Annotated in this window: 21 protein-coding genes, 1 tRNA gene and 1 other RNA gene; 20 read left to right on the top strand and 3 right to left on the bottom strand. The window is 70.8% G+C overall.

All coding sequences use genetic code 11. The annotated features are described in order from the left end of the window. Positions 1 to 210 precede the first annotated feature (210 nt). The 3 genes from ACIRF9_RS30425 to ACIRF9_RS30415 all read left to right on the top strand — a co-directional run bounded on the left by ACIRF9_RS30425 (position 211) and on the right by ACIRF9_RS30415 (position 2,107). Positions 211 to 615, top strand: coding sequence for a hypothetical protein (locus ACIRF9_RS30425; protein ID WP_403828497.1), 405 nt, complete (start codon positions 211 to 213; stop codon positions 613 to 615). 838 nt (positions 616 to 1,453) lie between these two features. Beyond that, positions 1,454 to 1,777 (top strand): hypothetical protein, encoded by a 324-nt coding sequence (locus ACIRF9_RS30420; protein WP_403828495.1) that lies wholly within the window; start codon positions 1,454 to 1,456, stop codon positions 1,775 to 1,777. Positions 1,778 to 1,786: 9 nt separating this feature from the next. After that, a complete protein-coding gene (locus ACIRF9_RS30415) occupies positions 1,787 to 2,107 on the top strand; it encodes a type II toxin-antitoxin system PemK/MazF family toxin (RefSeq protein WP_403828493.1) in 321 nt (106 codons plus the stop codon). Positions 2,108 to 2,220: 113 nt separating this feature from the next. On the opposite strand, the gene ACIRF9_RS30410 is transcribed toward ACIRF9_RS30415, so the two are convergent. Together ACIRF9_RS30410 and ACIRF9_RS30405 are read right to left on the bottom strand one after the other, a co-directional pair. Then, positions 2,221 to 3,027 (bottom strand): hypothetical protein, encoded by an 807-nt coding sequence (locus ACIRF9_RS30410; protein ID WP_403828491.1) that lies wholly within the window; start codon positions 3,025 to 3,027, stop codon positions 2,221 to 2,223. Positions 3,028 to 3,029: 2 nt separating this feature from the next. Then, positions 3,030 to 3,875: a sigma factor-like helix-turn-helix DNA-binding protein gene (locus ACIRF9_RS30405; RefSeq protein WP_403828489.1), complete on the bottom strand. Its 846-nt coding sequence runs from the start codon at positions 3,873 to 3,875 to the stop codon at positions 3,030 to 3,032. A 475-nt stretch (positions 3,876 to 4,350) separates the two neighbouring features. Between ACIRF9_RS30405 and ACIRF9_RS30400 the strand changes: the two genes are divergently transcribed. From ACIRF9_RS30400 to ACIRF9_RS30345, 12 genes are all read left to right on the top strand, one after another. Further along, entirely contained in the window at positions 4,351 to 4,614 is a 264-nt protein-coding gene (locus ACIRF9_RS30400; RefSeq protein ID WP_403828487.1) for a DUF6284 family protein, read from the top strand. Beyond that, complete coding sequence (locus tag ACIRF9_RS30395; RefSeq protein WP_403828485.1) at positions 4,611 to 5,477, top strand: hypothetical protein; 867 nt, start codon at positions 4,611 to 4,613, stop codon at positions 5,475 to 5,477. Before ACIRF9_RS30400 ends, ACIRF9_RS30395 begins: the two co-directional genes overlap by 4 nt. After that, positions 5,477 to 5,860 carry an RRQRL motif-containing zinc-binding protein gene (locus ACIRF9_RS30390; protein WP_403828483.1) on the top strand — a complete coding sequence of 128 codons (384 nt, stop codon included), beginning with the start codon at positions 5,477 to 5,479 and terminating at the stop codon, positions 5,858 to 5,860. Before ACIRF9_RS30395 ends, ACIRF9_RS30390 begins: the two co-directional genes overlap by 1 nt. Positions 5,861 to 5,898: 38 nt before the next feature. Then, the gene (locus ACIRF9_RS30385; RefSeq protein WP_403828481.1) at positions 5,899 to 6,393 is read left to right on the top strand and encodes a hypothetical protein; all 495 of its coding nucleotides are present in this window, start codon (positions 5,899 to 5,901) and stop codon (positions 6,391 to 6,393) included. Between the two features lie 17 nt (positions 6,394 to 6,410). Next, positions 6,411 to 7,001, top strand: a complete 591-nt coding sequence (traA, locus tag ACIRF9_RS30380) for a plasmid transfer protein TraA (protein WP_403828479.1) — start codon at positions 6,411 to 6,413, stop codon at positions 6,999 to 7,001. A gap of 67 nt (positions 7,002 to 7,068) precedes the next feature. Beyond that, positions 7,069 to 9,090 carry a plasmid transfer protein TraB gene (gene traB, locus ACIRF9_RS30375; protein WP_403828777.1) on the top strand — a complete coding sequence of 674 codons (2,022 nt, stop codon included), beginning with the start codon at positions 7,069 to 7,071 and terminating at the stop codon, positions 9,088 to 9,090. 180 nt (positions 9,091 to 9,270) lie between these two features. After that, positions 9,271 to 9,579, top strand: coding sequence for a hypothetical protein (locus ACIRF9_RS30370; RefSeq protein ID WP_403828477.1), 309 nt, complete (start codon positions 9,271 to 9,273; stop codon positions 9,577 to 9,579). Positions 9,580 to 9,664: 85 nt separating this feature from the next. Continuing rightward, positions 9,665 to 10,543, top strand: coding sequence for a hypothetical protein (locus tag ACIRF9_RS30365; RefSeq protein WP_403828475.1), 879 nt, complete (start codon positions 9,665 to 9,667; stop codon positions 10,541 to 10,543). Then, positions 10,540 to 11,376: a bifunctional DNA primase/polymerase gene (locus ACIRF9_RS30360; RefSeq protein ID WP_403828473.1), complete on the top strand. Its 837-nt coding sequence runs from the start codon at positions 10,540 to 10,542 to the stop codon at positions 11,374 to 11,376. Before ACIRF9_RS30365 ends, ACIRF9_RS30360 begins: the two co-directional genes overlap by 4 nt. Before the next feature lie 2 nt (positions 11,377 to 11,378). Beyond that, positions 11,379 to 12,851: an ATP-binding protein gene (locus tag ACIRF9_RS30355; protein WP_403828471.1), complete on the top strand. Its 1,473-nt coding sequence runs from the start codon at positions 11,379 to 11,381 to the stop codon at positions 12,849 to 12,851. Between the two features lie 472 nt (positions 12,852 to 13,323). Then, on the top strand, positions 13,324 to 13,542 hold the full coding sequence (locus ACIRF9_RS30350) for an excisionase family DNA-binding protein (protein WP_403828469.1): 219 nt from the start codon (positions 13,324 to 13,326) through the stop codon (positions 13,540 to 13,542). An 83-nt stretch (positions 13,543 to 13,625) separates the two neighbouring features. Continuing rightward, complete coding sequence (locus ACIRF9_RS30345; protein WP_403828467.1) at positions 13,626 to 14,909, top strand: tyrosine-type recombinase/integrase; 1,284 nt, start codon at positions 13,626 to 13,628, stop codon at positions 14,907 to 14,909. 62 nt (positions 14,910 to 14,971) lie between these two features. On the opposite strand, the gene ACIRF9_RS30340 is transcribed toward ACIRF9_RS30345, so the two are convergent. Then, positions 14,972 to 15,059, bottom strand: a tRNA-Ser gene (locus ACIRF9_RS30340). 72 nt (positions 15,060 to 15,131) lie between these two features. Here ACIRF9_RS30340 and ffs point away from each other — a divergent pair. The 5 genes from ffs to ACIRF9_RS30315 all read left to right on the top strand — a co-directional run bounded on the left by ffs (position 15,132) and on the right by ACIRF9_RS30315 (position 23,129). Next, an RNA gene (ffs, locus tag ACIRF9_RS30335) (signal recognition particle sRNA small type) lies at positions 15,132 to 15,230 on the top strand. Positions 15,231 to 15,284: 54 nt separating this feature from the next. After that, positions 15,285 to 17,717 (top strand): DNA polymerase III subunit gamma and tau, encoded by a 2,433-nt coding sequence (locus ACIRF9_RS30330; RefSeq protein ID WP_403828465.1) that lies wholly within the window; start codon positions 15,285 to 15,287, stop codon positions 17,715 to 17,717. A 137-nt stretch (positions 17,718 to 17,854) separates the two neighbouring features. Next, a complete protein-coding gene (purD, locus tag ACIRF9_RS30325) occupies positions 17,855 to 19,108 on the top strand; it encodes a phosphoribosylamine--glycine ligase (protein WP_403828463.1) in 1,254 nt (417 codons plus the stop codon). A gap of 356 nt (positions 19,109 to 19,464) precedes the next feature. Continuing rightward, on the top strand, positions 19,465 to 21,315 hold the full coding sequence (locus tag ACIRF9_RS30320) for a hypothetical protein (RefSeq protein WP_403828774.1): 1,851 nt from the start codon (positions 19,465 to 19,467) through the stop codon (positions 21,313 to 21,315). Between the two features lie 305 nt (positions 21,316 to 21,620). After that, positions 21,621 to 23,129: a N,N-dimethylformamidase beta subunit family domain-containing protein gene (locus ACIRF9_RS30315; RefSeq protein ID WP_403828461.1), complete on the top strand. Its 1,509-nt coding sequence runs from the start codon at positions 21,621 to 21,623 to the stop codon at positions 23,127 to 23,129. Positions 23,130 to 23,194 lie beyond the last annotated feature (65 nt).

Genomic DNA, 23,194 nt, shown 5'->3' with positions numbered 1-23,194 from the left:
AGTGGACCCCATCCCATCAGAGGTTCCGCTGCTACCACTCGAAGAGGGGCAGTACGTGGAATCCGATAACGGCGTCTTCGTTATGAATTCTGGCAAACTGCGGCCCATCCGGGATCCCCGGACCCTGCTGAGCCAGAAGGGATTCCGCCCCGAAGAGGTCTGCTTCCTGCCAGCATCGCTGATTCGCGGTCATGTGGACGGAGGTTCCTGATGGCCATCATCGCCCAAACCCCTGGCAAACAGCAGCGGAACCTTGGGGCCAACCACAGAATGTGGACCGATGCTTCCCTCCACGACAGCGGTCAGCTCAAAGCCTTCACCAACACGCACACCGGCACCTGGTTCGGCGGATTCACCGGCGGAGTGAAGGTTGCAGTGCTCGATGCCAACGGCATCATTATCGCTCTCACCGATCGGAAAACCTTCGGTGTGGATGGCACCATCACGGGAAATAACGATCGCACGGACGAGTGGGATTACCAGTTCCCTGCGGGCGACATCGTCAACGCTAATAGCCTTGAGGCGATCCAGGCATGGGCCCCCAGATGGGATCGGAACCTAGAAAACGCCGTGAAAGTCGGGCGGGCCATCGCGGAGATCTTGGCACTGATGTAGGGGTTGGGAGACAACCGAAGCCATCATTCGGCGGGTCGGCTGTAGGTGGAATTTGGTGCCCCGTGGTGACTTGATCCGCACGCCGATAGAGTTGCCGAGGGCCGGTAAGCCATGACACTACGTTCGTACGGCGTCCGGACCCGGCGATCCACTCCCCCGGACGCACCGCCCGCTCGCCTTCGCCCCGAAGCGCAGGGTGCGGGCGATGGTCCGGCGGACCGTGCGCCGGCGCCTGGAACGACATCGTGACAAGCAGTACATGGCGCCGGCCGTTCGGATCCATTGAGGCTGGCCTGCGCTGCTACGACCGCGCCCATACTGCCCGGATGAAGGGTCCCGACGATGGTTATCTGACCAGCCCACGGATGTCACGCTCTTCGGAGGGCACGCAGGCCAACTGTCCGCGTGGATGTACGGGGGCGTTCGGACAATGGGCGGTGGTGAATGGACGAGGAAGCAAGGCCATCGGCTGGTTGCTTGGACTTGGGAAGCGCGGTTGGCCGGTGCGTCAGGTTGACTGGCGAGGCACTCAGCATCCAGGCCTTCGAACCGCTAAGCTCGTCGTAGTTGAGCACCTCTGTAGATCTCGGGGAGTAGCTCCCAGGCACGTGACCTGCTTCGATCACGTACAGCAACGAACCTCCCCTATGTGAGGGGCATCCACGTTCTGGTCCCCACTACCCTGCGTGACCTACGGTCACGCAGGGTAGTGGGGACCAGAACGTGGATGCCGTTATTTTGCCAAGTCTTGGCAGGTTCTTTGCCGAATCTTTGTCATTTTGCGTGCCTCGGTCTATGACTCTTGCATTGCATCACTTTCTGCATCACACTGTGGGGCATGACCACTCCCACCCGTAGGAAGCCGGACGCCGTAGCCCGTAAGTCTGTCCCTGTGACCGCTCAAGACACCGAGACCGTGGAGCGCCTGCGGCAGCCTGCAAGCGCTGAGCGTGCTGCCCTGGCAGAACTGTTGGGCGTGGAGCTCCCCTCAAACGCCTCTGAGGGGGAGGTTCTGCAGGCGCTAGTCGAGGCGGGGCGGCAAGCGGTTGAGCAGCAGGTCATGCTCACCGGATATGCGGCCCTTGCGGCTGCGCGCAATGACGAGGACAAGATGCATGAGCGTGCGATGCGTGCTCGTCGTCGTGGATCCAGCGAGGACTGAGTCGTATCTGTGCCTGAGATTGTGCCTGTGCGTGGTGTCGTATATCGAGCTGATCTGGGTTATGGCCTCAAGCCGTTCCTGGTCGTCTCCAACAACACACGTAATCAGAAGCTCAATGACTGCCTAATGGTGAGGCTAACCACTACCAACAAGCCTGACCTGCCAAGCATCGTCAAGCTAGCAGCGGCGGACGCGCCGCTCGTGGGTTATGTCTGCTGCGACGACATAGTTCCTGCGTATCGTGAAGAGCTGAAGGAGCGAATTGGCGCTCTCAGCCTGCCCTCCATGATGCGCGTGGCGAGTGCCCTCAAGGCTGCTCTAGCTCTCTAGGGCGGTTTCTCTGCCCCGCCGGAGTCGAGTGCCAGAGAGGCTGCGTGAAAGGCCCGGTCCGAAGGATCGGGCCTTTCGTCTACTGCCTGCGTGAGCGGGTTGAGCTGTGGCTATCACCATTGACAGAAGGCGACAGAAGCATCGTCACCCGACTTGTAGCGCGGCCACCGGCGCCCTGTCGGGTCCGTGGCTTCGACCTTCCGGACGGTGTCGATCAGCTCTCGCGGGCCCCCGGTCCTGAGCGCTGTGAAGACTTCGGACCACGTCGCCATGGCGTATTCGGTGACGAGACGCGATGCGCCATCTGACAGGACTGCTGCGGCGAGCGCGTCTTGGTCGGGGACGCTTCCTGTGAGCGCGTGATCTGCCGCATCTGGGCCAGAAGCCGCCACCCAATATCCGGTCGACGTGTTGCGGGTCTGCCGCTGTGCGGTCACGAACCGCTGCAACGCTTCCTGATGCTCAGTCGTATGCGTCTCGTACTGCTCGACTTCGGCCCGTAGTTCGGGAAGGACTTCGTCCACGCGAAGGTCTGTGAGCACGGTGTAGTTGCCGTGCCCTTCGAGCACGATGGGGGAGTCTGCCAAAACCAGGTGGTCTAGGAACCCCTCTCGCTGGCGAAGGATCGCGACCGTTGCCGAGGGTGTTCCGGGGTTGCCGAGGTCGCATCCAGGGTGCAGTGCGGCCACCCGCTCAAGGGCACCCGCCAACCCGGCGGTCAGCGACGTTTCGGGGTCGGCCAGCCCAGCGACAAGCTGACTGCCCAGATGCCCCACGTACCAAGGCACGCCGTGGCGGCATCCGGTGTCCAGGCCCGCCGTGCTTAGCCCGTCTAGCACGACGGCAAGAGCCGGGGTGCCGGCCACCCAATCTTCGTTGGGGGCGGCTCCACCAGGTTGGGTGTCGATGGCGACGCGCATGCTCAGCCTTCGTGTCGGTACAGCGGGGTGACGCGTCGACTCTCCAGCACTTCGAGCGTCTTCGGGTCGTAACGGCACGAAATCAGCGTGGAGAAGCGGCGCGTGCGCACCTCTCGGTACAGCTCTGCCAGGTTGTTCTCCAGGAAGTGAACGACTCCGTTCGCTCCGATGGCGTGGATACCGGCGATGTAGAGGAACGTCCCCTTCCCATCGAGGCGGGGGAGTCGTCCCAGGTACCCGACGTCGCCGGCCGACCCGTCTTCGTCCTGTGGTGACCGGAATTCCTTCCCGGCCACTTGGTCCACCAGGTGCCACACGTGGTCCTTGGCAAACCGAAGGTTGTCGTCCCCTTCGAGTACCTGCGCCACGATCGGGGACAGACGGGGACCGCAGATGACGACGTGGTTGTCCCGGTTGAGGTTCACGATCCCGGTGGGCGGGATCACCTCGTACTGAGTTTCCAGCTTCATGCCGCCCAGCAACTTCCGAAGGTGCTCGAAGTTGTTGAGGTCCTCGCGGGTGACCACCTCGCTGGGGTGCTGGTCGGGCGCCTTGCCCGCCTCGTACTTACCGCCGAGCGACACCGTGACCAGGTCGGTGCCGAAGAAGGCGCGCTCTGGCGGTGGGCCGGCGGACGCGAGCTGTCCCACGCGTCCCCGACTGACCCCGAGTCGTTTCGCAATCTCCGCTTGGGTCATGCCCGCTGCCTGAGCCTCTTCGATTGCTTCCCGGCGGATGCGCGACAGCTCGTTCACGTGGCTCTGATACCGCGCCATCAGGTCGATTGCGGCTTTAGCGCGGTCAACGGGGTCCGTGATCCCAGAGACCTTCTCCATGTCGTCTTGCACGACTCTCCGATCGTCGCCTAGGGGGGCTATCGAACTCTATCGCGAGAGGGGGTTGCGCGCAGCCTTGAGTTTGCCTACGGTACCTAACAAGCGAGGCGGCAAGCCCCCCTAAGCAAGATGAGGGCGGTGCTGTCGCGGCTGTTTGACCTGCGCATTCAGCGCCCGGAAACACGGACCGGATCCAGCGCTGAGACGAACTCAACAGAGTGCCGACCCAGCTGCCTGAACACGGGCGGTCGATGGGTGCGGGTTACCACCCCGACCGCCCATGTCGGGCCGGGTGACCTGCCCGAATCCGCCCTGCAGGGCGGTGAAGGCATTGCTTGAAGCAGAAACCGCAGAACCTTCGCGGGCCCTCAACGTCCGCGCTGAGTAGCAGTGCTCACCAGACGACCAATTACAACGGCGCGCGGCTCCCGGGGTGCCTCCCGGGAGCCGCTGTTCGGGCCGTTCCACCACCTAGGAGACACGACCCATGGAACCCATCGTTACTGTTCAGACGGCCGTTACCGCCTTCGCCGACTGGCTGGAGCCGACCGCGGCCGAACTGGACGCGATCGACACCGAAATGCCGGTCATCCTCGCCGACATCGAGCTGCTGGACGCGCACATCGCGACGCTGGACCGCGTCCCGTCCGAGCTGGACACGCGCCGGCTGCGCAGGGCGCGGCGCCGGGCGCTGGCCGCGCGGCTGGAGCTGGCCAACCTCGCCTCCCCAGTCACGAGGGTGGGCGCGTGAACCGGCAGCAGTCCCGACCGGCCGCCCAGATCGCCGCGCTGCAAGCGCTCCAGGCGAACCTGACCAGGGTGCTGGTCGCGGTCGCGGTGGTGGCGCTGGCGTTCACGGCGACGAACGTGACGCTGTTCGCGATCGATCACCACATCTCGCCGTGGATCGCGTGGCTGCTGGACCCCATGGTCGCCGTCGCTCTCGGTGCGGTGCTGATCGTGGACGGCCGGCTGTCCGAGCACGGTGTGCACCCGTCGGGCTGGGCGAGCGCGCTGCGCTGGTTCGCCGGTCTGGGCACATGGCTGATGAACTGCTGGAGCTCCCTGTGGCCCGCCGGCACGGCGTTCGGGATGCCACGACAGGTGGACCCGGCCGGGCTGGTGCTGCACTCCATTCCGCCTGTCCTGCTGATCGTTCTCGCTGAGGCGATCACTCACTACCGGCGCGCGATCCTGGACCGGATCACCGTTCTGCGCGACCAGGTGGACACCCCCACGCTCGTGGTGGACACCCCCGCACCGCGTGCGGTGCCCACCCCGGCTCCGCCCGTCGCCCCGGTGTCCGCCACTGCCCCGGTGCAGCCTCTTCCGGTGCCGTCGCCGCTGGTCATCTGCGGTGCACAGCGACTGTTCACCCCTGCTCTCCCGGCCCGTCCGGCGTCGTCGGATGAGGGGGAGCGGGAGGTGGAGCGGCTGTCCACTGAACAAGCGCTGGACGTGATCCATGGGTGCTGGACCACGGGAGAGTCCATCCGGACGGCCGCGCGTAAGTCCACCCGTTCACCCTCGTACGTCCAGACCGTCTACGCCCGGCTCGCCGCGAACGCCAACGAGCCTCAGCCGCTCGCGCTGACGAGCGGGGGCGGGCACTGATGCCGACCGCCTACAGCCGCTGCCTCGACCCGAACGGCGCCCGCTACGGCATACCGACCTACCCCTGGCGCATGGCCCCAGACGGTTACGCCACCCGCCGCCAGCTCCGCACCCGGGGCTTACGGCCCGGCGGGCAACCGGTCGCCGCTCAGGTGATGGTCATCAACCGCCACGCGGGCACGCCCCGCGTGGCCTACCTCTACCGCGTCGACCTGGCCAAGCCCGTGCGGCCGATGACGTCCCGCAAGTGGGGCGCCCTCGCGCTGGCGATGCTCGCCCGCCGCACCTGCCCGCGCTGCCGACTGGACGTCGGCTACTGCATCCCGCGCTCGCACGGCCTCTGCGGCATGTGCATCGCCACCGACGAACAGCGCGCCGCCTGACCCTCCCCTCCTTCTTCGACCCTTCCGGGAGCTCTGCTGTGTCCAGCCGTACCCGTTCCCGCAGCAAGGCTGCGGGTGTCCACACCGTCCAGATCCCGCGGCAGCGCGGGCGCCGTGGCGCGCAGCCGTTCGTGATCGTCGTCCCCGAGTCGCCCTCGCTGACCCGCGAGGCGCTCGGCTTCATCGGCCGCGCGCTGTGGAACGCTCGGCGCGCGCTCGCCCCGACCGCCCTCGCCCTGCTCGCCCTCGCCTTCACGGGCGTGCTGCACGTCATGGCGTGGTGGTCCTCGCTGGTCCTCGCCCCGCTCGCCGTGGCCCCGGCGCTGTGGCTGGGCTTCCTGCACGTGCGCCGTCCCGCGCGCGGCACGGTCGTCATCTGGCGGGCCGCTCTGGCCCTGCTCGCCACCCTCGCCGCCGCGTGGGCGGCCCTGTCCGCCGGCTTCGGGCCGCTCGCCGGGCCGCTGGAGCTGGTCTGGCTGCTGATGTGGCTGGCCGCTCAGACCGCCTGGCTCATCGTCCGCCGCTCGCACTGACCTGAGGAGATCGCCACATGGCAGACAACGGCTCCGCCAACCGGGCGGCCAACCGGCAGCACCGGCAGGCACAGCACGCCCGCCGCCCGCTGATCGACGAGAACGGCAACAAGACCAACAAGTTCGCCAACGCCGGCGCCGCCGCGGGCGGGTTCGTCGGCGCGCTCGGTGGTTCGTTCGTCCCGCCGATCAACGTCACCGTCAACAACAACCGGGCCGCCGCTCGCAACGGCGGGGGCGGCCGGCCGCACTCCGAGGCGCTGCTGCCCACGCCGGAGTTCGGCTCGCCGGCGCAGGTGCGGCAGTACTGCAACACCCTGCGCGCCGCCGCCGTCGCCCTGTCCATAGAAGTCGCCATGGGCTCGGAGATCCTCAAGGGCGTGCTGGCGGCGGTGCCGGACCCGCAGGGCCGCACGTTCGGCTCCCGCATCCGCGCGCAGAAGGTGGCGCGCAAGATGCAGCGCTCCGCTGACGCCCTCCGGGACGCTGCGAAGAACGCCGCCGCCTGCTACTCGACCTTCCAGCAGGAGTTCGAGGAGGAGATCAACCGCGTCCGTCACCGTGCCCGCAGGCCGCAGCAGCCGGTCATGAACTGGCACCAGCAGTAAGGAGAGTCGCCGCATGACCAGGAACAACCGCCGCCACGTCACCGACTATCTGGACGACGGGCGCACCATGACCGCCTACGCCCTGCCCGACGGCTCGTCCGGCGGGAGCATCGGCGCCTACCTCCTGCACCGCGCCAAGCCGCACATGCCGCCGTGGATCGGCCTCGCCGGGACCGGCCTCGCCGGCGCGCTGGGTAACTGGCGTTGGGAGGGCAGCGCGGGCGCCGGTGTCGGCCTCACCCTCGCCTCCGTCGCCCTGACCGGGGCGACGTGGTGGGCGGGGAAGTCGACCAGCCAGCAGCGCCGCCTGCACTCCGCCGTCACCGTCGCGGCCGGCTCCGCGTGGGTCACCGCCGCGTGCCTCGCCGGGCCGACCGCCGGGCCGATCGACGACATGTTCCTGATGGGCGGGCCGGTGGTCGCGCTGTCGTGGAACGTGCGCATGGTCCTGCGCCACAACCCCGAGGGCGCCCCCGCCGGCAGCGGTGATGGCGGGCTGCTGGAGAAGGTGGGTCTGGCGCGGGCGCAGATCGGGACGCCGAAGGTGGAACCGAACCGGGTCACCGCCCCGCTCGCGGTGCAGGCCGGTGAGCAGACCAACGCGGACGTCACGAAGGCCCTGGCGCGGATCGCGTCCGCCCTGGACCTGCCGACGTCGGCCGTGCGCTACAGCCCCGACCCGGACTCGTCCCGGCGCGGGGACTTGGTCATCGTCCCGGAGGACATGTTGGCGCAGGTGGCGGAGTGGGAGGGTCCGTCGAACCTCGGGGGTTCGATCGCCGAACCGCTGGTCATCGGCCGCTACGACGACGGCGCCCCGCTCATCCTGTGGCTGCCCGGGGACCCGGAGGCGGGACGCAACTCCACTCACGTCCTCGTGGCCGGCGGGACCGGATCCGGCAAGGGCGACACCGCCCTGAACCTGCTCACGGAGATTCTGTCCCGCCGGGACGTCATCGTGCTGTTCTCCGACCCCAAGGCCTTCCAGGACTTCGCCCCGCTCCGGCCGGGCCTGGACTGGAGCGCGGAGGGCGGAGCCGACACCGAGGTCATGGTGGAGGCGGTCAAGGCCGCCATCCCGGCGCGCACCCGGTGGCTGGGTGCCCACGGCTACCGGCAGTGGGTCCCGGCCGCGGCCGAGCAGCAGAACGACCCGGCGCACTCGTGCCGGTCGGACGGGCGGGCGTGTGGCTGCGAGGGCATGCCGTTCATGGTCGTCTGGTTCGAGGAGGCCGCCAACACCCTCCGCGCGCTCGGCGACGACGCGTTCACGGGGATCGCGCAGGAGGCCCGGTCGGCAGGTATCTCGCTGATCGTGTCGCTCCAGCGCCCCTCGTACGACCAGATGTCGACCAGCACCCGCGCCTCGCTGCCGTCCGTCATCGCGCTCGGCTGCGACCCCCGCGACGAAGGGTTCTCCCTCCCGGAGACGGTCATCGACGCGGGCGCGCACCCGGGGGCGTGGGGCAACCGGCGCCCCGGCTACTGCTACCTGGTCACACCGGGCGTCCCCGAGGACCGCTACCCGTCTCCGGGCCGCACCCTCGCCTTCCCCGCGCGCGTCGTGCCGGTCATGGAGGCTCTCGCTGTGTGGGCGCAGCGCAACGGCGCGACCGCCGACCCCATCACCGCCGGCGCCCTCGCCGCCGTGGCCGGTCGGGCCTACACCGGCCGCGCCACCGACACCCCCACCCCGCAGTCGCCCGCGCTGCGGGCCGTCCAGGAGGAGGACGACATGGAGGAGTACGGCGGCGGGCTGCTGGTCGACCCCGAGGATGCCGGAATCGACCCCGACGCCGAACTCCCCGGCAACCAGGACGGCGACGACATCCCGATCTTCGGTCAGGAGCACGGCCGCAGGCCGTCCCCGGAGGAGGCGCGGGAGCTGTTCGCGCGGGCGCTGGCGGAGTTCGAGGCGGCCGGGCAGATGGTCGTGGGCCCGGTCGACTTCACCGACTGGTGCGACCGCAACAGCCTCTCCCGCTCCTGGGTCTCCCTGCGCCTGAAGGAGGCCGCCGTGGAAGGCCGGCTGGAGGCCACGAACACCACCGGGCGGTGGCGCATCGTGCCGGCCCTCGCCGCCGCCTAACACCCCCTGACACCCGTAACACCGTTACGGGCCCTAACACCCAAACCCCTAGGCAGACACGGTGTTACGCGCCCTCACACCACCCCGTAACGGCCCCTGACACCCGCCCCTAACACCCATCCGCACGGGCCCACGCCACCTTCGGCGCGGGCCCGTGGCACACCCCGAGGGGGAGCACCGATGAACCACCACAACCCGACCGGCAGCATCGCCCCCCACATCCCCGCCGACGCCTACCGTCGCGCCGAAGCCACCGGTCAGCCGGTCGTGATCGTCGTCCACACCACCGACCGCACCGGCCGCCCGCTCAGCCACTACCTCTACCCGCTCGCCGTCGCCGGCGCCGGAGCGATCGGCATCTTCGCCACCGTGGCCGCGCTGCTCGCCCTGCTCGACTTCGCCGTCCACACGGCTGTCCAGATCGCCGCCGCCACCGGCCCGATCAGCGTCGGCGGCATCACCGTCAAGCTCTTCGGCTCCAAGCGCTAACTGTGCCAAGGGCGGCCCCCTCTCGCCAAAGAACCGGGCCGCCCTTGTCCACCAGCCACCAACTGACCCGTGGAGGTCTTCCAGCATGACTCAACCCACCAACATCCGGCGAGCCTTACCACCGGCCGTCCCCACGCCGGGAGCTCCCGCCGCGCCCCGGATGCGGTTCTACCTGACCACCCACAAGCGGCACTGGCTGCGCCTCACCGACGTGCCGCTGTTCCTGAAGTCCGAGCACTGGGACCGCGCCATCAAGTGGGACGAAGCCCGCGGCCCCTACGCCGTCGACTCCGGCGGCTTCATGGAGCTCAAAGACAAGGGCACGTGGACCCGCCCGCCCCGCAAGTACGTCGATGACCTGCGCCGCATCTGGGAACACGTCGGCCCCTACGACTGGGCCGCACCACAGGACTGGATGTGCGAGGACGCCATCATCAACGGCGGATGGTTCGGCAGGCAGCACTTCGTCGGCACCCACCTCAGCGTCGCCGAGCACCAGCGGCGCACCGTGGCCAACTTCCTCGAACTGCGCTCCCTCGCCCCGGACCTGCGCATCGCCCCCGTCCTCCAGGGCGACAACGTGCCGGCCTACGAGCGGTGCGTGGAGCTGTACGAGCGGGCCGGGGTGGACCTGCGGGCCGAACCGGTCGTCGGGCTGGGCTCGGTGTGCCGGTTGCAGTCCACCCGTCAGGGCGCCGCGATCGTCACCGCCATGGCCGCACACGGCTTCAAGCTCCACGGCTTCGGCTTCAAGATCCTCGGCCTGGAACGCGTCGGTCACCTGCTCGCCTCCGCCGACTCCGCCGCCTGGAGCTCCCACGCCCGCCACCGGCCCCCGCTGCCCGGCCACACGCACAAGAACTGCGCCAACTGCATCGACTACGCCCTGAAGTGGCGCGAGCGCGTCATCTGCGCCATCCCCGCCCACGGCCAGATGCTCCTGCCCGACTGGAGCGCCGCATGAACCTCCTGCCCCTCGCCCTGAACCTGGCCGCGGACGGGATCCCACCCTTGCCGCTGCGGGCCGGGAAGCTGCCGTTCGGGAACTGCCCCACCTGCACCGCCAACGCGTGCGGCGGCCGGCCGAACATGAAGACCCCGGGCCCCTGCCAGTGCCCCGACGTCTGCCACGGCTGGGCCGCCGCCACCACCGACACCCACACCCTCACCTCCCGGCCGTGGGTGACCGCGTGGCGCCGGGCCGCCGCCGTGGCCTACCACCCCGGCGGCGCCGGAGTGACTGTGGTCGACCTCGACAACCCGACGGCCGTCGCCTGGGCCGCTCAAACCCTGCCGGCTACCCGGACCGTGGCCACCACGCGCGGCGAACACTGGATCTACCAGGGCACCATGCAGTCCCTGAACGCCGTCCGCGACGGCGTCGACATCAAATCCACGATGTCCTACGCGCGGTGGCTCGGTCCCGGCACCGGCACCATGACCGCCCTGCCGGACGTCGTACGTGCGCTCGCCGTGAAGGAACCGCCCGCGATCCAGTCGCCGCCGCAGGCCGTCACCGTGCCTGCCCTGGCAGATGGCGGGGCATGCCGTCACCGCACGCCCGCCTACCTGGAGCGGGGGATCGCAATGGCCGAGCAGCGCATCACCGAGGCCCGTGAGGCGGTGCACGCCACCATCTACCGCACCTTCCTGGCCGTGCTGTCCACACACGGCCGGTGCGGTTGCCTCACCGACACCCACGTCGCGCGGCTGTTCACCGCCGCCCAGGCCAAGGGTGAGTCCCCGCGGCACTGCACCGACGCGTGGACCAACGCCCGCACCAGGTTGGGACTGTGACCATGTCCGACGACGAAAAGAACCCTGCCCGCGAGGTCATCACCGACTACGCGCAAGCGCACTTCCGGTACTTCCGCACCGCCGACGGCACCGTGTACGCGCAGAAGAACGGCCACCCCGTCGCGCGGCCGATCCGCTCCCAGGGCACGACGGGCAGCCACCGACAGGAACTCATGGTCGGCCTGTTCCGCGACGGGCGCGGCGTGTTCAACGGCACCGCCCTGAAGGAGGCGCTGGACCTGATCGAAGCGCTCGCGCTGACCGAGGACGTGCAGTCCGTGCACATCCGCGTCGCCCCCGGATTCGACGGGGCCACGTGGCTGGACCTGGGCCGCACCGACGGGCAGTCCGTCCGCATCCACCCCACCGGATGGGACATCGCCATCCCCGACCCGCGTGAAGTGTGCTGGCGCCGCACCCAGCTCACCGGCGAACTCCCCCTGCCCACCAAGGACACCGACGGCAAGGGCATCGATCTCCTGCTCCGCCTGTGCAACTTCGCCAACGCCGAAACCGAGTGCCTGGCCATCGCCTGGCTCATCGGCTGCCTGGAACCGTCCGTGCCCGTCCCCGCCCCGTTCCTCACCGGGCCGCAGGGCGCGGGCAAGTCCACCGGCGGGCGCATGCTCGTACGGATCATTGAGGGCATGAGCGGCGACCTGCGCCGCGCGCCGAAGGACGAGGAGAACCTCGTAGCGGCGGTAGCGGCCGGATGGGTCACCGCCCTGGACAACCTCTCCCACATGACGCCAGACCTGTCCGACGCCATGTGCTGCATCGTCACCGGCATCGAGAGCGTCAAGCGCGCCCTGTTCACCGACGGGGACGTGTTCCGCGTCGGCTACCGCCGGCCCCTGCTGCTGACCGGCATCGACGTAGGAGTCATCCGGCCCGACCTCGCCGAACGGCTCCTGCCGCTGCGTCTGGAACGGCCCCGTGTCCGGCGCACCGAAGCGGAACTGTGGACGGAGTACGCGGAGGTTCTGCCCGTCGTCCTCGGCTCACTCCTGGACCTCACAGTCAAGGTCCGCGCGGTGCAGGCGGAAACGCCCACCGACCTGCGCATGGCGGACTTCGCCCGCCTGTGCGCGCAACTCGACGCGGCAACCGGACTCGGAGCTCTCACCGCCTACCGGGCCAGTCTGGACGACCTCAACGACGACGTGATCGAGGGCGATCTCCTCGCACAGACCGTGCTCAGGCACGCCGACACCATCGAGCCGGGCGGCGAGCAGCGGATGACGTCCACCGAGTGGCTGCACTGCCTCACCCGCCTCTACACGGGCGAGGACTTCCGCTCCCTGCCCAAGGGGTGGCCGACCACCGGCAAAGTCCTCTCCGACCGTCTCAAGCGGCTTCAGCCGACCCTGGCCGCCCGGGGCGTCCTCATCGATTCGGGCCGCACCAGGGAGGGCCGCTACCTCGAGATGACCCGCCTGGCCGCTCCGCCCCCGCACGAGCAGCAGGCGTTCTGACCGGCACCGCCCCCGCGGCCGCACGAGCAAGAGGAGCACCACCGGCCAGGCGTGCTCCTCTTGCTGTTCGGCGGCGGCGCCGCCCTGCGATGGACGCGCCGCGAAGCGGCTCCTTCTTCACGCCCTGAGCCACATCACACCACCACAGACACCCCCTCTTTTTTCCTAAGTAGGGGAACGCTGCGTCACAGCGTCACGCCGCCCCCGGAAACGGCGGGTGACCTGCGTAGACGGGTGTGACGCAGACGGCCCCGGCTGCGTCACGCCGCGTCACCTGCGTCACGCGTGAGGACAGCCTGCGTCACGCGTGACGCACCCCCACCCATCTGCGTCACACAAAACCCGCAGGTCAAGAGCCTGCATGACGCAGGTGACGCGGTGACGCAGAAATCCCTACCTCGGACAGACGCGGACTCCCGAAACGGGCCCCGCCCCGGAACTCCCTCTTCTCAGCCGAAGGAGCACCACGCGCATGGCCACGGCCCAACTCGCCGAAGTCGTTGACCCCACCCTCGTGCTGCTGACCGTCGAAGAGGCCGCCCGCCGTCTCCGGATCGGTCGAACCCTCTGCTACCAGCTCATCCGCTCCGGAGAGCTGGAGTCCATCGACATCGGCCGTCTCCGCCGCGTCCCAGCGGACGCGCCCGCTGCGTACCTCGCCCGCCGGCGGGCAGCCAAACGAGCCGCTTGACGACGCCCGGAGCGGCGGCACTCCCGGACAGGGCAGCCCGCCGCCCGGGCCCCATCCCGACACCGCGAAACAGGAGTCTGCCTGTGGCAGAAGAGAAGAAGCGCACCCGTCGTGCCAACGGCGAATCCGCCATCTACTACGGGAAAGACGAACGGTGGCACGCCCGGGTACCGATGGGCTACAAGGACGACGGGACGCCCTACCGCCGGCACCTGACTCGCCCGACGCGCAAGGAACTGGTGGACGAAGTCCGGAAGCTGGAGAAGCAGCGCGACCAGGGTTCGGCGCAACAGCCCGGCAAGCCGTGGACGGTCGAGAAGTGGCTGTTGCACTGGGTCGAGAACATCGCCAAGCCGACCGTCAGCGAGAACACCTACGACGGTTACGAGGTGGCCGTTCGCGTGCACCTCGTGCCCGGTGTCGGCAAGCACCGCCTTGACCGCTTGGAGCCTGAGCACCTGGAAAGTCTGTACCGCCGGATGCAGAAGAACGGGGCCCGCAAGGCCGGCACGGCTCACCAGGCTCACCGCACCGCCCGTACCGCCCTCGGGGAAGCGGTACGCCGTGGCCACGCGGCCAAGAACGCTGCCGCACTGGCGAAGCCGCCGCGGATGGAAGAGGACGAAGCAGAGGTTGAGCCCTACTCCGTCGACGAGGTTCAGAGCCTGCTGCTCGAAGCCAACAAACGACGGAACAGCGCCCGCTGGATGCTGGCACTCGCCCTCGGTCTGCGGCAGGGCGAGACGCTCGGACTGCGCTGGTCTGACGTCGACCTGGACAACGAGTACCTGAAGCTGCGCCGGAACCGTCTGCGTCCCAGGTACAAGCACGGGTGCCCGGAAGCCTCACCGTGCGGCCGGACGGCGGCGGGGTACTGCCCAGCCAAGGAACAGGTCCGGCGCGAGACCAAGAACACCAAGTCCAGGGCGGGCCGGCGCGCGGTGCCCCTGCCGGGCCCGCTGGTGGCCATGTTCCGGGCCCATGCCGAGGAACAGGCGCGTGAGCGCAAGACCGCTGGTGACCTGTGGATCGAGTCGGACTACGTGTTCACCAAGAGGCTCGGTGGCCCGCTCAGCCCGAACACGGACTATCACGACTGGAAGCGGCTATTGGAAGACGCGGGGGTCCGGGACGGCCGGCTTCACGACGCTCGGCACACGGCCGCCACCGTGCTCATGCTGCTCGGAGTCCCGGCCCGGGTCATCGACCAGATCATGGGATGGGAGCCGGGCACCTCCGCGCGCATGAGGGCGAGGTACCTCCACGTACCGGACGCCATGCTCAAGGATGTCGCCGGGAAGATCGCCGATGCGATCTGGGGACCCTCGGGACCCGCTGTGGACAAAAACCAGGACAACGAGGTCTGAGGACAACGTCGAAGGGCCCCACCTTGCGGTGGGGCCCTTCGACATCGTGCCCGGTGAGGCACTGGCGGAGGATACGAGATTCGAACTCGTGAGGGGTTGCCCCCAACACGCTTTCCAAGCGTGCGCCCTAGGCCTCTAGGCGAATCCTCCGCCGCAAACAATACAAGACGTTGAGGAGTGCTCGCGAACTCGTTCCGGGCCCCCGCGATCAGGTACTGTTTGGGCAGCCCCTCACGCGGCGCTATCTGACTGAACTCCCCCAGGGCCGGAAGGCAGCAAGGGTAGGTCGGCTCTGGCGGGTGCGTGGGGGGCGCTTGTGTTTCCCGGTCCCTGCGCGGGCCTCGGTTGTCAGTGGGCGCCTATAACCTCGTATGCGTGTCGTCTCTCGCGCTGTACCGCCGCTATCGCCCGGAGTCGTTCGCCGAGGTCATCGGGCAGGGGCATGTCACCGACCCGCTGCAGCAGGCGCTGCGGAACAACCGGGTCAATCACGCGTACCTGTTCAGCGGGCCGCGCGGATGCGGCAAGACGACCAGCGCGCGCATTCTGGCCCGGTGCCTGAACTGCGAGAAGGGGCCCACGCCGACCCCGTGCGGCGAGTGCGACTCGTGCCAGGACCTCGCGAGGAACGGCCCGGGGTCGATCGACGTCATCGAGATCGACGCCGCTTCGCACGGCGGTGTGGACGACGCCCGTGACCTGCGGGAGAAGGCCTTCTTCGGGCCCGCCCGCAGCCGGTACAAGATCTACATCATCGACGAGGCCCACATGGTCACGTCGGCAGGCTTCAACGCACTCCTCAAGGTCGTCGAGGAGCCGCCGGAGCATCTGAAGTTCATCTTCGCCACCACCGAGCCCGAGAAGGTCATCGGGACCATCCGCTCCCGGACCCACCACTACCCCTTCCGGCTCGTACCGCCGGGCACGCTCCGCGACTACCTCGGCGAGGTGTGCCAGAAGGAGGACATCCCCGTCGAGGACGGCGTGCTCCCGCTCGTCGTGCGCTCCGGCGCAGGCTCCGTGCGTGACTCCATGTCCGTCATGGACCAGCTGCTCGCCGGCGCGAGCGACGCCGGTGTGACGTATGCCATGGCCACGTCCCTGCTCGGGTACACGGACGGCTCGCTGCTCGACTCCGTCGTCGAGGCCTTCGCCACGGGCGACGGAGCCGCCGCCTTCGAGGTCGTCGACCGGATCATCGAGGGCGGGAACGACCCTCGGCGCTTCGTCGCCGACCTGCTGGAGCGGCTGCGCGACCTCGTCATCCTCGCCGCCGTCCCGGACGCGGCCGAGAAGGGGCTCATCGACGCCCCCGCCGACGTCATCGAGCGGATGCAGGCCCAGGCCGGCGTCTTCGGCGCCGCCGAACTCAGCCGCGCCGCCGACCTCGTCAACGAGGGCCTCACCGAGATGCGCGGCGCCACCTCGCCCCGCCTCCAGCTGGAACTGATCTGCGCGCGCGTACTCCTCCCCGCCGCCTACGGCGACGAGCGCTCCGTCATGGCCCGCCTCGACCGCATCGAGCGCGGCGTGAACTTCTCCGCCGGCGGCGTCGCCCAGGGCATGCCCGCGATGGGGTACGTACCCGGGCCGGAGGCGCACGGCGGCGCGCCCGCGACCGGCGGCGCCCCCATCGCACCGGGAGGCGGCGCGGCCGCCGCCCGGGCCGCGGTGCGCGGCGGCACGGGTGCCGGTGCCGGTGCCGGCGCGAACACGGGCATGGGCGCGGGAGCGGGCGCCGCGGCCGCTCCGGCCCCGCTCCCAGGGCAACCCGCGGCCGCGTACCCGCCTCAGCACGGGGGCCAGCCCGCCGCCATGCCTCCCACCTCCGCCCCGCCCCCGGGACCGCAGTCCGCGCCTCCCTCCGCGCCCCCCGCGCAGGCACCCGCCGCTGCCGACGCCGGTCCCGCACAGCCCGCCGCCGCGGCCCCGCCTGCCCAGCCCCCGGCCGCTCCGGCTCCGGCTCCGGCTCCCGCTGCCGCCCCCGGCGCCTGGCCCACCGCCACCGCCGCGGGCAGCGGACGCCGACCGGGCGGCTGGCCCACGGCCACCCCCGCGGGCGGTGGGGCGGTACGTCCCCCAGCGGCCTCCGCACCTCCCACCCAGCCGCCCGCCACTGCCCCCGCCACCCCTTCGACCCCGGCGGCCTCGGCTCCCGCCGCGTACGCGCCCCCCGCCGACGGCCTCGACCCCCGCATGCTCTGGCCCAACATCCTGGAGGCGGTCAAGAACCGCCGCCGCTTCACCTGGATCCTCCTCAGCCAGAACGCCCATGTCGCCGGCTTCGACGGCACCACACTCCAGCTCGGCTTCGTCAACGCCGGCGCCCGCGACAACTTCGCGAGCAGCGGCAGCGAGGACGTGCTGCGACAGGCGCTCGCCGAGCAGTTCAGCGTCCAGTGGAAGATCGAGGCGGTCATCGACCCGTCCGGCGGCTCGGCCCCCGCGCCGACCGGCGGTTACGGCTCTCCCGGCGGCGGCGCGCCGGGCGGCTACGGCAATCCCGGAGGCACCGCGTCCTACGGCGCCCCCGGCGGAGGCTACGGCGCCCCGGCCGCCCAGCCCCCGGCCCCCGCGAACCCCGCCCCCCCGGCCCAGTCCTCCTCCGCATCCACCTCCGCCCCCGCGTCGGCCCCGGCGGCCCCCGCCCCGGCCGCACCCAGACCGCCCGCCCCGGAACCGGTCGCCCCCGAGGACGACATCCCCGAGGACGACGACCCCGACCTCAACGAGTCGGCCCTCTCCGGCCATGAACTGATCGTGCGCGAGCTGGGGGCGACGGTGGTGGAGGAATACACCAACGAGTAGTGCCGACCGGGGGTCTGGGAGCGGCGGCCTCCACGGACGACCACCGCGGCACACGGTCCCACTTCAGAGGAACCTACGAACACCCAACCCCCCCGGCCCTCAGCGGCCCGCACAAGGACACCGTTAGGCTGACCCCCGTGAACGTCCTCGTCATCGGCAGCGGCGCCCGCGAACACGCCCTGTGCCGCTCACTGTCCCTCGACCCCGCCGTCACCGCGCTGCACTGCGCTCCCGGCAACGCCGGCATCGCCGAGGTCGCCGAGCTGCACCAGGTCGACGCCCTGGACGGCAAGGCCGTGTCCGCGCTGGCGCTGGAGCTCGGCGCCGAGCTGGTCGTCGTAGGCCCGGAGGCGCCGCTGGTCGCCGGGGTCGCCGATGCCGTGCGCGAGGCCGGCATCCCGGTCTTCGGGCCGTCCGGGGAGGCCGCGCAGCTGGAGGGGTCGAAGGCCTTCGCCAAGGAGGTCATGGCCGGGGCCGGCGTCCCGACCGCCCGCTCGTACGTCTGCACGACCGCCGAGGAGGTCGCCGAGGCCCTCGACGCCTTCGGCGCGCCGTACGTCGTCAAGGACGACGGTCTCGCCGCCGGCAAGGGCGTCGTCGTGACCGCCGACCTCGAGGCGGCCACGGCACACGCCGCTGCCTGCGAACGCGTGGTCATCGAGGAGTTCCTCGACGGCCCGGAGGTCTCCCTCTTCGCGATCACCGACGGCGAGACGGTCGTCCCGCTCCAGCCCGCCCAGGACTTCAAGCGCGCGCTCGACGGCGACGAGGGCCCGAACACCGGCGGCATGGGCGCGTACTCGCCGCTGCCGTGGGCCGACCCGAAGCTGGTCGAGGAGGTCCTGCAGACCGTCCTGCAGCCGACCGTCGACGAGATGCGCCGCCGCGGCACCCCGTTCTCCGGACTGCTCTACGCCGGCCTCGCGATCACCTCCCGCGGGGTCCGGGTCATCGAGTTCAACGCCCGCTTCGGCGACCCGGAGACGCAGGTCGTCCTGGCCCGCCTGAAGACCCCGCTGGCCGGCGTCCTGCGCGCGGCCGCGACGGGCACTCTGGCCGACCTGGAGCCCCTGCGCTGGAGCGACGACGCGGCCGTCACCGTCGTCATCGCCTCGCACAACTACCCCGACACCCCGCGCACCGGCGACCCGATCACCGGGCTCGACGAGGTGGCCGCCGAGGACGCCCCGCACGCGTACGTCCTGCACGCCGGGACCAAGCAGGACGGCGGGACGGTCGTCAGCGCGGGCGGCCGTGTCCTGTCCGTCACCGCGACCGGCACCGACCTCACCCAGGCCCGCGACCGGGCGTACGAGGCCGTCGCGCGCATCGGTCTCGACGGTTCCCAGCACCGTACGGACATCGCCGCCAAGGCGGCAGCGGGCGCGTAACGACCCGTAAGCACCCTGCGCAGTACCCCCGCACAACCCTGCGCAGCACCCCTGCGAACAGGCAGCTTCCCCCAGGCCCCGGGCCCCGCGGGAGTCCCCAGTGGGCTCCTCAGGAACCCGGGGCCTGATCGTTGCCCACCGTCCTCCACCTTTCCCCAAAGCCATTCCATCGAGTGAGCGCTGAGCTATCCGGCTGACGTGGGCCGGAGTGCCAACTAGGGTGCGGCGCAAGCGTTCCGGCACTTGGCCCACCGGCATTGCGATGTCAGTGGCGGGTGCCACAGTGGGGGAGTGAGCAAGAGCAGGCAGGCGAGGACCACGAGACGGTGAGGGGGTGAGTCCCGGTCGTGACCGGTATGGGTGTGGAGGCGGGCGCGCAGTCCGCGCGGGGCCGGGCCCTGGCCGTGCTGCGCATCCGCAGCCGGGCCCTCGCCGTCGCGCTGCTGCCGGCGGCCGCCGCCGTGATCCTGCTCGTCGGCGGCTCCACCGGGCACTTCGTGGGCCCGGGCTGGGACACCGCCCGCTGGGTGGTCTCGGTGGTCGCGCTCGTCGTGCTGCTCGCCGCCGGTGTCGTCGGCCTGGTCGTCGCCCGCGCCCGCCCCGCCGTCAGCCCCACGGTCGCCATCGCCGAGGAGGCGGCGCCCGACCTGTACCGGCTGGTGCGCGACCTCGCCGACCGCCTCGACGTCCCCGCGCCCTCCGCCATAGCGCTCACCCCGGACTGCGACAGCTGGCTGGAGGACCGCACCCACCCGGCCCACGGTCCGCCCGCGCCCCGGGCGGGGGACGAGATAGCCGGCGCGGGCTCCGGCCGGCACCTGCACCGCCGTACGGCGACCGCGCCCGTTCTCGTCATCGGCTCCCCGTTCCTGTGGTGGATGCGCGTCGGCGAGCTGCGCGCCGTCCTCGCCCCGGTCGTCGCCGGTACGGGCCCTTCGGCACACCCCGACATAGCGGCGGCCCGGCGTTTCGTGCGGGGACTGGACGCCGCGGTGGCCGTCTCCGCCGACCGCGGGCGCTGTCCCGGCGTCCGCCTGGTCTGCGCGGGCATCGGCTGGGTCACGCGGCTGATGCTGCGCAGCTGCCAGGTGCATGCCGCGGAGATGGAGCGCGGCGTGGCCGCGGCGGCCGCCGAGCGTGCACAGGCTGTGGACTACGGACTGCGTATCGTCGCCCAGGAGCAGGTGGGCCTCGCGTACGCGGGCTGGGACCGGCTGCTGACCCGGGTCGCGCTGCCGGCCTGGCGGATGGGCCGCTGGCCCTCCCGGCTGGACGCGGGCGTCGTGGCCGCACTGACGGAGCTGTCCCGCCGGGACCGCCTGGCCGAGGGCTTCGCCTCCCGGCTCGGTGAGCGTCCCGCCTGTGACCTGCTGGAAGAGCCCGGCGCCATCGACGAGGCCGCCTCCCTGCTCGCCGCCCGCCTCTTCCACGGCGGCCCCGCGGAGACCGGCCCGGACTGGTCCCCGGTCGACTGGCAGGAGTACCCGGACGAGGTCGTGGACCGCAAATGGCGCACCGACGCGGCCCGTCTCCACCGCGTCCTGGACTCCCTGGGCACCCGCCCCACCCCCGACCCCGCCCACCACCCGGTCGGCCCCACCCTGGCCCGCGTACTGGACCACCTGGCAGACGGATCCGCCCAGGCAGCCGGGATGCCCCTGGCGACCACCACGCCCCCGACGGCCACGGCGCCCCCGTCGGACGAGCCCGGCCCGACGGACACTCCTCCCGCACCCCACGGGCACCCCGCATCGCCCCACGCGCACCCCGAGGACGACGACGAGGACGGGCTCCCCGCCCCCAACCCCCGCAGCAAGGCCCTCGCCGCACAGCTCGGTACGGAGGTGGCGCGGGAGGAGGCGGTGGCGGCGACGCCTCCCGCGCCCAGTGGCGGACAGGGCGGCCCCGACGGCCCCCTCTGGGAGGACGGCGCGCTCCCGCTCTTCCCGCTCCAGCCCCCGCGCACCGACCGCGAGCTGCTCACCGATCACGTCACCGCGATGGTCTGCTGCGCCGCTATGGACACCGTCGGAGCGGCCCCCGGCCTCGATTGGCTCGACGGCCCCACCCTCCTCGTCCACGGAGAGCGGGTGGCCGACCTCGCACCCCGTGTCCTCAGCCTCGTCGAGGACGGCGACCCGGGCCCCTTGCGCGCCTGGCTGGTGGAGCTGGGCATACGCCCGGAGAAGCCGGTACGACTCGGCTGAACCGACCCTCGCCGCCAGGCGTCCGCCCTCGGTCCCACCTCCACCCGACCGGCCGCCCCTGGGCCGATTCGATCCGCCTGGAACGGACCCCCTGGTTCCACTTTCGGCCAATTCGCAACGAATAGTGACTGTCTGCGCGCGTTATGTGATGTGCTGGGACCGATCGCGCCTTTGGCATGGGCGTGCGACATAGGACAAGCAGACAAGCACCGGGCAGAGCACGACCGCGTCCGCCCAGCGGGCGCCGCGACCGCGTCGAGACCGCACCGCCGGACGATCACGGGGGCACCAGGGAGGGGAGCGCCATGGCACCGGGACCGGAGCACATTCGCCGATGGGAGTCGGGAGCACTGGCCCACGCCGTGACGGATCCCTTCGGCCAGGGCCCCGTCCCCTGGCTGCGCGGCGGCGAGACGTACTTCGGCGACACCGGCCAGGTCGTCCCCTGGTACGTCGACCCGGCCACCACACCGAAGGAGGGAACCCCCAGGGTCCCCGGCCCCCGCTCCGCGACGCGCGCGTCCGGCGTACCCCGCTCCGCCGACGACGTCCGCCGCCAGATCAAGGGCTTCACCTCCACCGGCGCGGTCGCCCCCGGCGGGGCCGTCGACTTCCACATCACGGTCGACCCGCCCCAGGAGTTCAGCGTCGACATCTACCGCATCGGCCACTACAAAGGCGACGGCGCCGCCAAGATCACCACCAGCCCCCGGCTCTCCGGCATCGTCCAGCCGCCGCCCCTGACCGCCGACCGCACGGTCTCCTGCCACCACTGGTGGCTCTCCTGGCGCATGCAGGTCCCGTCCTACTGGAAGACGGGCGCGTACGTCGCCGTCCTCACCACCGCCGACGGCTACCGCTCCCACATCCCCTTCACGGTCCGCGACCAGCACCCCGCCGACCTGCTGCTGGTCCTGCCCGACGTCACCTGGCAGGCATACAACCTCTACCCCGAGGACGGCCGCACCGGCGCCAGCTTCTACCACGCCTGGGACGAGAAGGGCCGCCTCCTCGGCGAGGCCGACGCCGCGACCACGGTCTCCTTCGACCGCCCGTACGCCGGCGCGGGCCTCCCCCTCCACGTCGGGCACGCCTACGACTTCATCCGCTGGGCCGAGCGCTACGGCTACGACCTCGCCTACGCCGACGCCAGCGATCTGCACGCCGGCAGGGTCGACCCCACCCGCTACCGCGGCCTGGTCTTCCCCGGCCACGACGAGTACTGGTCGGCGAACATGCGCCGCACGGTCGAACTCGCCCGCGAGAGCGGCACCTCCCTCGTCTTCCTCTCCGCCAACACCCTGTACTGGCAGGTGGAGCTGGGCCCGTCCCCGTCCGGAGTCCCCGGCCGGCTGCTCTCCTGCAGAAAACGCAGGGGCCCCGGCAAGTCCCTGCTCTGGCGGGAGATCGACCGCGCCGAGCAGCAACTGGTCGGCATCCAGTACGCGGGCCGCGTCCCCGAACCGCATCCGCTGATCGTCCGCAACGCGGGCCACTGGCTGTGGGAGGCCACCGGAGCCCAGGAGGGCGAGGGCATCGAGGGCCTGGTCGCCGGCGAGGCCGACCGCTACTTCCCGCGCACGCCGCTCCCGGCCCACGAGGAGCGCATTCTCCTCGCCCACTCCCCCTACACCGACAGCGAGGGCGCCCAGCGCCACCAGGAGACCTCCCTCTACCGCGCCCCCTCCGGCGCGCTGGTCTTCGCCTCCGGCACCTTCGCCTGGTCCCCCGCCCTGGACCGCCCCGGCCACGTCGACCCCCGCGTCCAGCGCGCCACCGCCAACCTCCTCGACCGCATCTGCAAGCGCGACTGAGCCACAAGGCGGGCCCGGCCGACCCTCTGTCCTTGATCAATCCCGATGTACGGGACAATCAAGCC

It is taken from the genome of Streptomyces sp. NPDC096132, assembly GCF_044763345.1.
GTDB lineage: Bacteria > Actinomycetota > Actinomycetes > Streptomycetales > Streptomycetaceae > Streptomyces.
Note: the sequence above shows the minus strand (reverse complement) of the source record. Positions and strands in the feature narration are given on the sequence as shown.

Coding starts and splice junctions, on each gene's coding strand:
- ACIRF9_RS30390 (WP_403828483.1), top strand. CDS start 5,477: ATGCCGACCGCCTACAGCCGCTGCCTCGACCCGAACGGCGCCCGCTAC.
- ACIRF9_RS30365 (WP_403828475.1), top strand. CDS start 9,665: ATGACTCAACCCACCAACATCCGGCGAGCCTTACCACCGGCCGTCCCC.
- ACIRF9_RS30355 (WP_403828471.1), top strand. CDS start 11,379: ATGTCCGACGACGAAAAGAACCCTGCCCGCGAGGTCATCACCGACTAC.
- traA (WP_403828479.1), top strand. CDS start 6,411: ATGGCAGACAACGGCTCCGCCAACCGGGCGGCCAACCGGCAGCACCGG.
- ACIRF9_RS30350 (WP_403828469.1), top strand. CDS start 13,324: ATGGCCACGGCCCAACTCGCCGAAGTCGTTGACCCCACCCTCGTGCTG.
- ACIRF9_RS30410 (WP_403828491.1), bottom strand. CDS start 3,027: ATGCGCGTCGCCATCGACACCCAACCTGGTGGAGCCGCCCCCAACGAA.
- ACIRF9_RS30320 (WP_403828774.1), top strand. CDS start 19,465: ATGGGTGTGGAGGCGGGCGCGCAGTCCGCGCGGGGCCGGGCCCTGGCC.
- ACIRF9_RS30360 (WP_403828473.1), top strand. CDS start 10,540: ATGAACCTCCTGCCCCTCGCCCTGAACCTGGCCGCGGACGGGATCCCA.
- ACIRF9_RS30315 (WP_403828461.1), top strand. CDS start 21,621: ATGGCACCGGGACCGGAGCACATTCGCCGATGGGAGTCGGGAGCACTG.
- ACIRF9_RS30420 (WP_403828495.1), top strand. CDS start 1,454: ATGACCACTCCCACCCGTAGGAAGCCGGACGCCGTAGCCCGTAAGTCT.
- ACIRF9_RS30425 (WP_403828497.1), top strand. CDS start 211: ATGGCCATCATCGCCCAAACCCCTGGCAAACAGCAGCGGAACCTTGGG.
- traB (WP_403828777.1), top strand. CDS start 7,069: ATGACCGCCTACGCCCTGCCCGACGGCTCGTCCGGCGGGAGCATCGGC.
- ACIRF9_RS30370 (WP_403828477.1), top strand. CDS start 9,271: ATGAACCACCACAACCCGACCGGCAGCATCGCCCCCCACATCCCCGCC.
- ACIRF9_RS30400 (WP_403828487.1), top strand. CDS start 4,351: ATGGAACCCATCGTTACTGTTCAGACGGCCGTTACCGCCTTCGCCGAC.